Annotated in this window: 11 protein-coding genes; 7 read left to right on the top strand and 4 right to left on the bottom strand. The window is 54.5% G+C overall.

Annotated features, from left to right (window positions below):
• Positions 1-68: 68 nt before the first annotated feature.
• Genes H1D31_RS08615 through bioA form a run of 3 tightly spaced genes read right to left on the bottom strand, consistent with a single transcriptional unit; the run spans position 69 to position 2765 of the window.
• Positions 69-569, bottom strand: coding sequence for a hypothetical protein (locus H1D31_RS08615; RefSeq protein ID WP_261257758.1), 501 nt, complete (start codon positions 567-569; stop codon positions 69-71).
• Positions 569-1432 carry an MBL fold metallo-hydrolase gene (locus H1D31_RS08610; protein WP_261257756.1) on the bottom strand — a complete coding sequence of 288 codons (864 nt, stop codon included), beginning with the start codon at positions 1430-1432 and terminating at the stop codon, positions 569-571. Before H1D31_RS08610 ends, H1D31_RS08615 begins: the two co-directional genes overlap by 1 nt.
• Before the next feature lie 58 nt (positions 1433-1490).
• On the bottom strand, positions 1491-2765 hold the full coding sequence (gene bioA / locus H1D31_RS08605) for an adenosylmethionine--8-amino-7-oxononanoate transaminase (RefSeq protein WP_261257752.1): 1275 nt from the start codon (positions 2763-2765) through the stop codon (positions 1491-1493).
• Between the two features lie 117 nt (positions 2766-2882).
• On the opposite strand from bioA, the gene bioB reads away from it, so the two are divergent.
• The 5 genes from bioB to htpX all read left to right on the top strand — a co-directional run bounded on the left by bioB (position 2883) and on the right by htpX (position 7642).
• A complete protein-coding gene (gene bioB, locus H1D31_RS08600; protein WP_008949270.1) occupies positions 2883-3938 on the top strand; it encodes a biotin synthase BioB in 1056 nt (351 codons plus the stop codon).
• Positions 3939-3943: 5 nt separating this feature from the next.
• On the top strand, positions 3944-5149 hold the full coding sequence (locus H1D31_RS08595) for an aminotransferase class I/II-fold pyridoxal phosphate-dependent enzyme (protein ID WP_261257747.1): 1206 nt from the start codon (positions 3944-3946) through the stop codon (positions 5147-5149).
• 11 nt (positions 5150-5160) lie between these two features.
• Positions 5161-5949 carry a methyltransferase domain-containing protein gene (locus H1D31_RS08590; RefSeq protein ID WP_261257745.1) on the top strand — a complete coding sequence of 263 codons (789 nt, stop codon included), beginning with the start codon at positions 5161-5163 and terminating at the stop codon, positions 5947-5949.
• 2 nt (positions 5950-5951) lie between these two features.
• On the top strand, positions 5952-6644 hold the full coding sequence (gene bioD / locus H1D31_RS08585; RefSeq protein WP_261257743.1) for a dethiobiotin synthase: 693 nt from the start codon (positions 5952-5954) through the stop codon (positions 6642-6644).
• Positions 6645-6781: 137 nt separating this feature from the next.
• Positions 6782-7642, top strand: a complete 861-nt coding sequence (gene htpX, locus H1D31_RS08580; RefSeq protein ID WP_261257740.1) for a protease HtpX — start codon at positions 6782-6784, stop codon at positions 7640-7642.
• A gap of 84 nt (positions 7643-7726) precedes the next feature.
• Here the strand turns inward: htpX and H1D31_RS08575 are convergent, their stop codons facing one another.
• Positions 7727-8065: a zinc ribbon domain-containing protein YjdM gene (locus tag H1D31_RS08575; RefSeq protein WP_008608465.1), complete on the bottom strand. Its 339-nt coding sequence runs from the start codon at positions 8063-8065 to the stop codon at positions 7727-7729.
• Between the two features lie 204 nt (positions 8066-8269).
• Here H1D31_RS08575 and H1D31_RS08570 point away from each other — a divergent pair, with 204 nt between their 5' ends.
• Together H1D31_RS08570 and H1D31_RS08565 are read left to right on the top strand one after the other, a co-directional pair.
• Positions 8270-9400, top strand: a complete 1131-nt coding sequence (locus H1D31_RS08570; protein WP_261260080.1) for a pyridoxal-phosphate-dependent aminotransferase family protein — start codon at positions 8270-8272, stop codon at positions 9398-9400.
• Positions 9401-9560: 160 nt separating this feature from the next.
• Positions 9561-12845, top strand: coding sequence for a S41 family peptidase (locus H1D31_RS08565; RefSeq protein ID WP_261257737.1), 3285 nt, complete (start codon positions 9561-9563; stop codon positions 12843-12845).
• Positions 12846-12872 lie beyond the last annotated feature (27 nt).

The following is a 12872-nucleotide window of genomic DNA, read 5'->3' as shown; positions in this document are numbered from 1 at the left end:
CAAGGCTGAATACAAGCAAAAAATTGCGCCAGCAGAAAAGAGTTGGCTCGCCGGAAGAAAGTTGCGTACTAGGGCGTGGCGACCTGACGGACCTGCACCTTTTTCAAATTAGGTAAATAAATAAGCTGTTGACCATCGGCACTTAGGATCACCTCAGCTGTACCCCGAAAGTGCCGGCTTTCGAGTCGATCCGCATCCAGCACCCAAAGCCGGATATTATTTTCCAGCAGCAGTTGCTTGCCATCCTGCTGACTGGCTATCAGTTGCAGCTTATAACCTTGTTGCGCCGGCAGCTGACCATCCTGATAACTCAGATCAAACTGAAAGCCGCCACTTAATGCCTGTACGTTGCCAGTACGTAAGTTACGGCCGCTAATCAGAATAGCGCTACCACGGGCTAAAGCCCGCGGTGCCGTTAAACGCCAGAGACTGCCATCGGTCAGCGCCAGTTGGTTCGCGCCGCTGCCATTTATTTCCGACAACAGATACTGCACTGGTTCACCCGGGGTTTGTGACAAGATAGCGGCGCTGAAAAACAGTGCGCCAAGCAGGCTCAGGCGTTTTAGCATCAGGGTACCGCCTGATACAGGGTTTTTATCCAACGCTCTTCGGTAATAAAGTTCCAGTGCCAGGCTTTGAACTCGTCGCCAAGGCCCTTGGCAATGAGTTCGGCTTCAGAGACGCCTTGCTGTTTGGCGGCAGTCACCAGCGCCAGCGTTTGCTCCATCATAGCCAGTTCTCGCTGTAAGCCGGCTTTATTAGTCAGCTCACCATGGCCCGGAATCACCTGCGTTTGCTCATCAATTTTGCTAATCACATAGCGGGTATTTTCAATATATTGCTGCACATTGCCGCCATTATTGGTATCAACGAACGGAAAGCGGCCCTGAAACATCAGATCGCCCATATGCACAATATTCTGTGCCGGGAACCAAATCAGCAAGTCGCCGTCGGTATGGCTGGCCGGCATCGGCTCCAGCACCAGCTCCACGCCATAATGATTAAGCGTAGTTTTCTCTGTGATGCTGGTTTTCGGTAAGCCCGCCGGATCGAAATTGGCGTTAGCGGCCAGCCGGGTTTTAACATTGGCATGAGCAATAATGTCAGCCTGCGCGGCCAGGGCGGCATTGCCACCAACATGATCGCCATGCATATGGGTATTAATCAACGTTGTGAGTTCAGCCGGGCTTAGCGTTTTTAAGCTGGCGCGAATTTTCTCCGCCAGCTCCGCGTACTGGCTGTCAATCAACAGCACGCCCTGAGGTGCGGCGACCGCAGCCATATTGCCGCCTGCGCCGGTCAGCATATAGACATTATCTTTTAACGGGGTGGCACTAACCTGTACATCGGCAAAGCGGTTGGCCAACGCCACGCTACTACAAAGTAGCAGGGCTGCGCCGGTAAAAAGGCTAAGGGTTTTAGTTAATTTCATTATCGGCTCCAATAGTTTAGGCACAAAAACTACGGCCTGTTTTGCTGTTTAGTTTACTCTAGCACGACGAGGCGACCTCGTACATCGACGAAGTGAGACGGCTTAGCTGTGCACTGCTAATGGTAAAGGGCGGCATAATATAGATCAGGTTATTAAAGGGCCGGATCCAGACGCCGCGCTCGACAAACTGAGCCTGTAATTTCGCCACGTCCACTTTTTGCCGCATTTCCAGTACGCCAATGGCGCCCAGTACCCGCACCTGTTTTACGGCGGCAAGCTTAGCGCAGGGCGCTAACTCCGCGCTGAGCTGTCGTTCAATGGCAGCAACCTGCTGCTGCCAGTGCCCTTCGGCAATGATGCGGATACTCTCCAGTGCCACTGCGCAGGCCAGCGGATTGGCCATAAAGGTCGGGCCATGCATTAACCCGCCGGCCGCACTTAAACTAATACCGCGGGCAATTTCATCACTACACAGCGTGGCGGCCAGCGTCAGATAGCCACCACTTAACGCCTTGCCCAGACAGAGGATATCCGGATTGATTGCGGCATGCTCACAGGCAAACAACTTACCGCTGCGGCCAAAGCCGGTAGCAATTTCATCGGCAATCAGCAGCACCTGATACTGGTCACAGAGCTCGCGTACACCGCGTAAATAATCCGGATGATAAAAGCGCATACCACCATAGCCCTGAACGATCGGCTCCAGAATGATGGCGGCGATGTCATTGGCAGACTGGTGCAGCAGATCACGCAGCGGCATCAGATCGTTATCGTCAAAGGGGCCGGCAAAAGCACTCTGTGGTGCCGGCAGGAAATAATGCTGTGGCAATAACTGGCTAAACATACTATGCATACTGTCATGCGGATCGCAGACCGCCATCGCCGCGAAGGTATCCCCATGGTAGCCTTTGCGCAGACTTACCAGCCGGGTCTTTTGGGTTTGACCCACACCTTGCCAGTATTGCAGCGCCATTTTCAGCGCCACTTCTACCGCAATAGAGCCGCTGTCGGCCAGGAAAACCTTGCTGAGATTGGCCGGTACCATCTTAAGTAGCTGCTGACAGAGTGCCACAGCAGGTTGATGGGTAATGCCGCCAAACATCACGTGCGCCATCTGGCTAAGTTGGCTGCTGATGGCTTGATTAAGCCGCGGGTGATTATAACCATGCACGGCTGACCACCAGGAAGCGGTACCGTCAATCAGTTTACGGCCGTCTTCCAACTCCAGTTCGCAGCCATCGGCCCGCACTATCGGATAAACCGGTAGTGGCGTTAACATCGACGTATAGGGGTGCCAGATATGCTGGCGATCAAAATCCAGATTTACGCTCATAAAATAATCATTAGTAAACTTTGATGGCTGGTCTGCGTTGACAAGCCGGGGTTGGTCGCTAGACTAGCGGAAAAACCATTGCGGCTCAATGCTGCTACGCTGATAACAGGGATCCCCATGCAGGCCACATCTTTTCAGGTTACTCCCCGCCATAACTGGACTTTAGCCGAGGTTAACGCGCTGTTTGCCTTACCCTTTAACGATCTATTGTTTCAGGCACAGTCGGTGCACCGGGCACATTTTAATGCCAATGAGGTGCAGGTCAGCACCTTGCTGTCGATTAAAACCGGTGCCTGTGCCGAAGATTGTAAATATTGTCCGCAAAGTGGCCATTACAATACTGGCCTTGAGCGTGAGCGGCTGTTGGAGGTAGAAAAGGTGCTGCGCCAGGCTGCGGCCGCGAAAGACAAGGGCGCCAGCCGCTTTTGTATGGGCGCCGCCTGGAGTAACCCTAAGCAGCGCGATATGCCGTATTTAATTGAAATGGTGCGTGGCGTAAAAGCCATGGGCCTGGAAACCTGTATGACACTAGGTAAGCTGGAGCCGGAGCAGGCGCATTCACTGGCTGCAGCGGGTCTGGATTACTACAACCATAACCTGGATACCTCGCCGGAGTTTTATGGTGAGATTATCACCACCCGCAGTTATCAGGATCGACTGGATACGCTGAGCCATGTACGCGATGCCGGCATGAAAGTCTGTTGTGGTGGCATTGTCGGTATGGGCGAAAGTGCCAATGACCGCTCGGCGTTACTGATGCAAATTGCCAATTTGCCGCTGCATCCGGAGAGTGTGCCAATTAATATGCTGGTCAAGGTAGAAGGCACACCGCTGGAGAATGTCGCCGATCTGGACGGTTTTGAGTTTATCCGTACCATCGCTGTGGCCCGTATTATGTTGCCAAAAAGTCATGTTCGCTTATCAGCCGGTCGCAGCCGGATGAATGAACAGATGCAGGCCTTGTGCTTTTTCGCCGGCGCCAACTCCATTTTCTACGGTGACAAACTGCTGACCACCGAAAACCCGGCGGCGGATGCGGATATGCAATTATTCGCCAAGCTCGGCATAGTGCCGGAAAAGCGCCAGGACGTGTCGGATGAAGCCCATGCGCTGGCACTGGCCGATGCCATTAAAGAGCAGCAAAATCCGCCGCTATATCATGCTGCAGGCTAAGCGCCATGCAGCTTGCCGCCATGCAACAGGCACTTGCCGAGCGCGAGGCTAAGGCGCTCAGGCGTAGCACCAGGGCACTTGGCACTGTCTCTGGCCGGTTATTGCATGTTAATGGCCGGCAGTATCTGAATTTTTCCGGTAATGACTATCTGGGGTTGGCCAGCGAGCCCAAAGTCCAGCAAGCGCTGTGTGATGCCGTCGGCCAATATGGGGTAGGCAGTACCGGCTCGCCTTTGGTAACCGGATTTCATGCCGCGCATCAGGCGTTAAGCGCCGAGCTTTGTGACTGGCTTGGCGTCGAGCAGGTCTTGCTGTTTAGCTCGGGCTTTGCCGCTAACCAAAGTATGCTGGAATGTCTGGCCAGTGCCGATGATCAGCTGCTGCTCGACAAGCTCTGTCATGCCTCGTTGATTAGCGCTGCCCAGCAGCATCCTTCACAGGCCAAGCAGCCACTGCGGCGTTTTGCGCATAATGAGTTGGCATCCTTAGAAAAGCTGTTACAAAAAACCGCCAGCGCTAGTCATCAGTTGGTAGTGACTGAAGGGGTGTTTAGTATGGATGGTGACAGCCCGGATCTGCCGGCTATGCTGAGGCTGTGTCAGCAGCATCAGGCCGCGCTGCTGCTGGATGATGCGCATGGGCTTGGTGTACTGGGGCCAGAGGGGCGCGGTACTGCGGCGGCTCAGGGCGTGGCAAACAGCGAACTGTTCTGCACCATGGCCAATTTTGGCAAAGCCCTGGGCGCCAGCGGTGCTTTTCTGGCAGCGAACAGTACCGTTATCGAGTATCTGGAACAGTTTGCCAAACATTATATTTACAGCACAGCGCTGCCACCGGCACTTTGCGCGGCAGTGCACTGTGCTATCCGTTTAGTTCGCACTGAGCAGTGGCGACGTGACCAGCTGCAGGACAATATCCGCTTGTTCCGACAACTGGCAGCAGAGGCCGGATTACCGCTGCTGCAAGCAGAAGAGGCGACAACGAGCTGGCTGGATAGCAGCCAACACAGTGCCATTCAACTGCTGCTATTAGGCGAAGCCAGTCGCGCTTTGGCACTAAGCCAGGCCCTGCAACAACAAGGGGTTTGGCTGACCGCGATCCGGCCACCGACGGTACCGCCTAATAGCGCCAGGTTACGCATAACACTGAGCGCCAGTCATCGGCCGGAAGATATCCGGTTTTTAATCAATACCTTAAGGCAGTACTTTTAATGCAGGCTGTAATGCAAGCTTCTCAGGGCGCTATCGCCGCCTGTTTTGGTAAAGCGGCGGCAAGTTATCAGCACGCGGCCCGTTTACAGCGCCAGGTCGCCTATCAGGCTTTAGCCGGTTTAACGGCTGCCGGTTCGCTTACAGGCACAACACTGGGCAAGACGCTCGATTTGGGCTGCGGCCCGGGTTGGCTGCATCCGGAGTTAGCACCGCATACCGAAACGCTGACTGCGCTGGATTTTAGTGCCGGCATGCTGGTTGCGGCCAAGGCACAGGGGCAGGCGGCGCATTATCTGTTAGCCGATGCGGCGGCGATCCCACTGGCAGATGCCAGTATCAATACTGTCTTTTCCAGTTTAATGCTGCAGTGGTGCCCTGAACCAGCCGAGGTATTGCGCGAAATTAGCCGGGTATTGACGCCAGGGGGCCGTGCTGTGGTCACGACCTTAGTTGCCGGCACCCTTAGCGAGTTGCAGACCGCGTTCGCCGCCGTGGATCAGCACCAGCATGTGCAACATTTTTTACCCCTCAATGCACTGAGCGCCGCCGCAGCGGCCTCAGGTGCAAGCTGGCAAGTGGACCGCTATCAGCTTGACCTGAGCTACCCGGATATCTTTGCGCTGGCAAAAGAGCTAAAACAATTGGGCGCCAGTTATATTGCCAATCGTGGGCGGCAGGGGTTAACCGGCAAGGGTTACTGGCAACAGGTTGCGGCGGCCTATCCCAATGCCAGTGCCGCAGGTTTAACGGCCAGCTATCAGGTTGCGGTGTTACAGCTTAACAAGCCAGGCAGGGATTAATGATGAGTCAACACTGTTTTTTTGTTACCGGCACTGATACCGATGCCGGTAAGACCTATGTCAGTGCCTTGTTGTTACAAGGCTATGCCGCTTTGGGCATCACTGCGCTGGGCGCGAAGCCGCTGGCAGCGGGTGCAGAGCAGGCGGCGGATGGCAGTCTGCAAAATAGTGACGCGTTACTGCTAAAGCAATATTCCGGTATCGCGTTGCCTTATGCGCAGCATAATCCGGTGTGTTTAGCGGAACCGGCGGCACCGCATCTGGTGGCCGCGGCGGCCGGTGTCAGGCTGGATGAGCCACAACTGACTGCACATTTGCAGCAGTTACAGCAAACTCAGGCGCAGCGCATTTTAATCGAGGGCGCTGGCGGTTGGTTATTACCCTTATCGGAAAAGCGTTATCTGGCAGATTGGGTGCTGGAACAGCAATTGCCGGTGGTGTTAGTGGTAGGCATTAAGCTGGGCTGTTTAAATCATGCCATGCTCACGGTGCGGGAACTAGAGCGCAGTGGCGCCAAAATCCTTGGTTGGGTCGCCAATATTATCAGCCCGGAGATGCTTTACCTGGCACAAAATATTGCGGACTTAACGCAGCGTATTCAGGCGCCCTTGCTGGCTACTGTGCCTTATGCCGCTGTCGCTAAGCCGGCAGTCGCGCTTCAGTTAGCGACTGCCCTAGAGCAACAACTGGCTTAGAGCGTGCTGAGTGCTTATATTTGCTTACACTTTTTACCTGACTTTTCATACTTTTTACCGTAAAACGGCAACCAGAAATTGAATTCAGGGTCTATGCCCATATATACAGGTGCAGTAAATCTTAAGAGGGTGTATCGATGAAACGGGTGTTGTTATTTCTGGCAACCAACTTAGCGGTTATTTTAGTTCTGAGCATTGTATTAAATATCGTGTTCAGCTTTCTGGGCATAGACCATAGCAGTATCGGCGGCTTACTGGTGTTTGCCGCGATTTTTGGCTTTGGTGGTTCCTTTATCTCGTTACTGATGTCTAAGTGGATGGCCAAGCGCTCTACCGGCGCTGTGGTGATCACTCAGCCGCGTAATGCTACTGAGCACTGGCTAATGAATACCGTGGCCAAACAGGCGAAAGCGGCAGGCATTGGTATGCCGGAAGTGGCGGTCTATGATTCGCCGGAAATGAACGCCTTTGCTACCGGGGCTAACCGTAATAATGCGTTGGTCGCCGTCTCTACCGGCTTGCTGCGCAATATGAGCGAAGATGAAGTCGAAGCGGTGTTGGCACATGAGGTGTCTCATATTGCCAATGGCGATATGGTGACGCTGACGCTGATCCAGGGCGTGGTGAATACCTTTGTGATTTTCTTAGCGCGGCTGATTGCCGGTGTTATTCGCAACAACAATCAGCAGATGGGTCAGCTGGCGTATTTTGCCATTGTGATCGTACTGGAAATGGTATTTGGTATTCTGGCCAGCATTATTGTGATGTGGTTCTCACGCCAGCGTGAATACCGGGCTGACGCCGGTGCCGCACGCTTAGCCGGGGCTAATAAGATGATTAAAGCGCTGGAGCGGTTAAAGTATAACCATGAAAGCCGGCTGGAAGGCAGTATGATGGCCTTTGGTATTTCCGGTAAGAAAGCCAAATCAGAGCTGTTCTTAAGCCATCCACCGCTGGAAAAACGCATTGCTGCGCTGCAAAACAGCCGGCAGTTTTAAGCCTTAACTTAAGTCTGCAATTAAGCCTTAACCGACAGCACCCCGCACTAGCGGGGTGTTTGCTATCTGGTGCGCTACCGCCAGTTAAACCTTACGTACAAACTCCGACTTCAGGCTCATGGCGCCAAAGCCATCAATTTTACAATCGATATCGTGATCACCACTGACCAGCCGGATATTCTTCACCTTAGTGCCAATTTTCACTACTGCTGAAGAGCCCTTCACTTTTAGATCTTTAATTACGGTAACGGTATCGCCGTCCTGCAGCAGGTTGCCGGCGCTATCGCGGATTTGCAGTCCTTGCTCAGGGGTTGCGTTGTCAGTCGCAGACCATTGATGGCCGCAGGCCGGGCAAAGCAGCAACTCGCCATCCTGATAGGTGTATTCAGCCTGACAACTGGGACAGGCGGGTAGGGTTTGCATAGGGTACTCCCACTGACGAAACCGGCGATTATAGCCGACAACAGCACGGCTGTCGTGCCGCTATTTCGCCGCTTTATCTTCGTTATTCAGCTAAATGCCGCGCCTGCACCGTCTTTGGCCGGATAATTTGCTATGCTGCCAGTTCGCTTTTTTGCCTTGCACGCTGCAGGCTATGTTAAGGAGAGCTTATTTATGACCCTGGCGCTGATCCCCGCACCTATTATCGCGGCTTTTAATCCACCGCGGCGTATTTTAATGGGCCCCGGGCCTTCTGATGTCTATCCGACGGTGCTGGCCGCACAAAGTAAACCCACTGTCGGCCATTTGGATCCGCTGTTTGTCGGCATGATGGATGAACTGAAGCAACTGCTGCAATATGCGTTTCAAACCCGTAACGAGATGACGCTGGCCATCTCCGCACCGGGCTCAGCCGGGATGGAGGCCTGTTTTGTCAACCTGGTGGAGCCAGATGAGAAGGTAATCGTTTGTCGTAACGGCGTGTTTGGCGAACGGATGCGGCAGAATGTCGAACGCTGCGGCGGTATTGCCGTGACGGTCGATCATAGCTGGGGCGAACCGGTCGACCCGGCTAAGGTGGAACAAGCGCTGCAGCAGCACCCGGATGCGCGCTTTCTGGCCTTTGTGCATGCGGAAACCTCAACCGGAGCGCTATCAGATGCCAAAACGCTCTGTGCGCTGGCCAGGCAGTATGATTGTCTGAGTATTGTTGATGCCGTCACCTCACTTGGTGGTGTCGAGCTGCGCGTAGATGACTGGGGTATTGATGCTATTTATTCCGGTAGTCAGAAATGTTTGTCTTGCGTACCGGGTTTATCACCGGTGTCTTTTTCGCCGGCTGCAGTGGCAAAAATCAAAGCACGTAAGACGCCGGTGCAAAGCTGGTTCCTTGATCAAAGCCTGGTGATGTCCTATTGGAGCGGCGGTGCTAAACGGGCTTATCACCACACCGCCCCGGTTAACACGCTGTACGCGCTGCATGAGTCGCTACGCTTACTGGCGGCAGAGGGTCTGGAGCAAGCCTGGGCCAGACATCAGGCGATGCATCAGCAATTAAAGCAGGGGTTACACCAGCTTGGGATCGACTTTGTGGTGGCCGAGCCTTATCGCTTACCGCAGCTTAATGCCATTTATATCCCGGCCGGCGTGGATGACGCCGCTGTGCGTAGCCGTTTGCTAAACGACTATAATCTGGAAATTGGCGCTGGTCTTGGTGATCTGGCCGGCAAGGCCTGGCGCATTGGCCTGATGGGCTTTGGCGCCAGGCGGGAAAATGTGGCGCTGTGTTTACAGGCGCTGAGTGAGGTCCTGCGTTAGTTTCAGATGATATTTTACCAGCAAGCCAGCCTTTAAGCGCTGGCTTTTTTACTGCTGACTTTTGCTTATCGTTTTTTCCGGGCATTTGACCGGCTGTGACTACCGGCCTGGCCGGCATTCTGTTAGCTTCTTACAAGATAACAGCAATGAGGTATTCACCATGGCTATTGGCCGCCGTTTCCCGCTAACCCTACTTTCTCTGTGTTTTGCTAGCTGCTTTAACCCAGCATTGGCCAGCACAGCAAGCGAAGGCTACTATCGTTTTCCGGCTTTGCAGCAACAACAACTGGTATTTACCGCTGAAGGTGATATCTGGAAGGGCAGCCTTGGTCAGCAACAGGCACAGCGCCTGACAACTCATCCGGCACTGGAGCGCGATCCCTTGCTCGCCGCCGATGGTCAGACGCTGTATTTTGTCGCCAATTACGAGGGTACGGACGAGGTTTATCAGCTGGCACTCAGCGGTGGTCCGGCCCAACGCCTGACCTTTGAAAACAGCCGGGTGCGTTTGTTACAAAGCCTGAGCGATGGCCGGTTGCTATATGCTACCGATAACGCCAGTGGCCCGGCGAATTTCTGGCAACTGACCTTACTCGATCCGAAAACCGGCCTCAGTACCATATTGCCGCTGGCCGATGCCAATAGCGGTCAGCTGGATGAGAGCAGTAATACGCTATTTTTTACCCGTTTTGGCCTGCATCTGACCGGTGATAATGCCAAAGTTTACCGCGGCGGCGCCATGGGCGAGCTGTGGCGCTGGACCTTAGGCTCAAGCGCAGAGGCCGAGCGTTTATTGCCGGAACACGCTGGCTCGATCAGCCAGCCACAGGTGGCTAATGGCCGGGTTTACTTCGTCAGTGATGCCGATGGCAATAGTAATATCTGGTCGGTCACCTTAGCTGGTCAGGATCTGCAACAGCATACGCAACAGCAAGACTGGCGTATTGGCCGCTTATCGGTCAGTGAAGGTAAGGCGGTGTATCAATTGGGTGCCGATCTGGTGCAGCTGGATCTGCAGACGGGGCAAAGCCAGACGCTGCCATTACAACTGGCGTCGGATCGGCTGCAACAACGCGAGCGCTGGCTGGATAAGCCGCTGAGTTACCTCACTGACGTCACGGCTAATGCGAATAGCAAACAAGCGGCCTTAACGGTACGTAGCCAGATTATCCTGGTCGGCCAGGACAACAGACGCACAGTACAGATCGCAACGCCAGAAGGCAGTCGCTCCCGGCAAGCCTTGCTGAGTCATGATGGTAACTGGGTGTACGCTATTAACGATGCCAGTGGCGAAAACGAGATCTGGCGCTTTGCTGCCGATGGCGCTAACCGTGCTGAGCAATTGACCAAAGACGGGTCAACCTTCCGTTGGGGCTTACATCTGTCACCGGATGGCCGCTATCTGGCGCACGATGATAAAAACGGCGATCTCTGGTTACTCGATCTGCAAAACGGCAGTAATCGCAAAATTTATCAGCAAGGCTGGGGACATTCACCCTACGCCGATGTGATCTGGTCAGCAGATAGCCAGCTTCTGGCCTTTACGCTGAATCATCAGCAGCGACCACGCAGTCAGGTGGTGCTGTACAGTCTGGCTGAGCAGCGCAGCGAAGTACTGACCAGCGATAAATATGAATCCTATGCCCCGGCCTTTAGCCCGGACGGGCTCTGGTTGTACTTTCTCTCGGATCGTCAGTTCCGTGCCACCCCGTCCAGCCCCTGGGGCGACCGTAACCTGGGGCCGATGTTTGATAAAAGAGCGGAAATCTTTGCCCTTAGCCTGAAAAGCGACGCCTGTTTCCCCTTTGCGCCGGCGCAAGAGCTGGTTAACTGCGATAACAAGGCCGCCACCGAGGCGATGCAGGGCCGTCGCGCGCAGCGTATTGATTGGCAAGGGCTAGCCAGCCGTTTATGGCAGGTGCCCGTTAGTGCCGGCAATTACCGGCAATTAAGTTTGAATAATGAACGGCTTTATCTGCTAAGCCGCGAGCAGGGCGAGCAAGCGTCCGAATTACTGACCGTTAATATTGCCCAGCGTGCGGTGAAAACCAGCAGCGTTAGCAAAGGCGTGGCGCGTTATCAGTTAAGTGCCGATGGCAAAACCCTGTTTATTCAAAAAGCGGCTCAGGATAACAGTGGCGAGCTGTTACTGGTGCCGGCCAGCGATAAGTTACCGGCGGATCTGAGCACGGCCCGGTTAAATACCGCAGCACTGCGCCTCGCGGTGGTGCCGCAAACCGAGTGGCGGCAGATGTTTAATGACGCCTGGCTGATGCACCGCGATTTTCTGTTTGATAAAAATATGCGGGGGCTGGATTGGCAAGCGACCCGCAGCAAGTATTTACCGCTCTTACAGCGCGTCACGGACCGGCACGAACTGGACGATCTGTTATCGCAAATGATGGGCGAGCTAAACGCTCTGCATTCGCAGGTGCGCGGAGGGGAATATCGTGACGATCCCACAGCGCCCGGTGCGGCAAGTCTGGGTGCGCGTTTAAACAATCAGCCGGGCGGGGTGCAGGTCGCGCATATTTATCAGACCGATCCGGAACTGCCGGCTCAGGCTTCACCGCTGGCAAGACCAGGGGTTAATATTCAGGCCGGTGATCTGATTATCGCGGTGAATGGTCAGCGCATCAGCAATCTGGCGGAATTGACCACAGCACTGCGCAATCAGGCGGGGCGTCAGGTGTTGCTGGAGCTAAAGCGCGGTAATACCGCACTGAAGCGTATTGTCGAACCTGTGCCGGCGGCGCAGGAATCGATGTTGCGTTATCAGGACTGGGTACAGCGCAATTTGCAGCAGGTTACTGAGGTATCAAGCGGGCGCTTTGGCTATTTGCATCTGAATGCGATGGGGCCGGCAGATATTGCCAATTTTGCCCGTGAGTTTTATGCCCATTTCCAGAAAGAGGGCCTGATTATCGATGTGCGGCGCAACCGTGGCGGCAATATTGACAGCTGGATTATTGAGAAGCTGTTACGCCGGGCCTGGTCGTTCTGGCAACCAACCCATGGCGCACCCTATACCAATATGCAGCAAGCCTTCCGCGGCCATTTAGTGGTGCTGGCTGACCCCTTGACTTACTCTGATGGCGAAACCTTCTCCGCTGGCGTGCGGGCGCTGGGCCTGGGCCCGGTGATAGGGCAACGTACCGCCGGTGCCGGTGTCTGGTTATCCGGTCGTAACTTACTGGCCGACCGTGGTGTGGCGCGGGTAGCGGAAACGCCGCAGTTTGCCATGGATGGCCGCTATATCATCGAAGGTTATGGCGTAGAACCGGATATTGAGGTGGTGAATTTGCCTTATGCCAGCTTTAACGGCCAGGATGCCCAGTTGCAGGCGGCACTTAACTATTTAACCACACAGTTAAGCCGCCAGCCGGTACAACCGCTGCAGGCGGCGCCGCTGACACCGGCGATAGCTGAGGATATTAAACGCTGATTAAGCTTGCTTTTTTGCTGCCCCGGC

This window comes from Alishewanella sp. BS5-314 (assembly GCF_025377695.1).
Classification (GTDB): Bacteria; Pseudomonadota; Gammaproteobacteria; order Enterobacterales; family Alteromonadaceae; genus Alishewanella; species Alishewanella aestuarii.
The sequence above is the reverse complement of the archived record's forward strand: the minus strand, read 5'-3'. Positions and strand labels throughout refer to the sequence as shown.

What these genes read in the sequence shown, in the direction of transcription:
- H1D31_RS08615 (WP_261257758.1), bottom strand. Translation starts at nt 569, where the DNA reads ATGCTAAAACGCCTGAGCCTGCTTGGCGCACTGTTTTTCAGCGCCGCT.
- H1D31_RS08610 (WP_261257756.1), bottom strand. Translation starts at nt 1,432, where the DNA reads ATGAAATTAACTAAAACCCTTAGCCTTTTTACCGGCGCAGCCCTGCTA.
- bioA (WP_261257752.1), bottom strand. Translation starts at nt 2,765, where the DNA reads ATGAGCGTAAATCTGGATTTTGATCGCCAGCATATCTGGCACCCCTAT.
- bioB (WP_008949270.1), top strand. Translation starts at nt 2,883, where the DNA reads ATGCAGGCCACATCTTTTCAGGTTACTCCCCGCCATAACTGGACTTTA.
- H1D31_RS08595 (WP_261257747.1), top strand. Translation starts at nt 3,944, where the DNA reads ATGCAGCTTGCCGCCATGCAACAGGCACTTGCCGAGCGCGAGGCTAAG.
- H1D31_RS08590 (WP_261257745.1), top strand. Translation starts at nt 5,161, where the DNA reads ATGCAAGCTTCTCAGGGCGCTATCGCCGCCTGTTTTGGTAAAGCGGCG.
- bioD (WP_261257743.1), top strand. Translation starts at nt 5,952, where the DNA reads ATGAGTCAACACTGTTTTTTTGTTACCGGCACTGATACCGATGCCGGT.
- htpX (WP_261257740.1), top strand. Translation starts at nt 6,782, where the DNA reads ATGAAACGGGTGTTGTTATTTCTGGCAACCAACTTAGCGGTTATTTTA.
- H1D31_RS08575 (WP_008608465.1), bottom strand. Translation starts at nt 8,065, where the DNA reads ATGCAAACCCTACCCGCCTGTCCCAGTTGTCAGGCTGAATACACCTAT.
- H1D31_RS08565 (WP_261257737.1), top strand. Translation starts at nt 9,561, where the DNA reads ATGGCTATTGGCCGCCGTTTCCCGCTAACCCTACTTTCTCTGTGTTTT.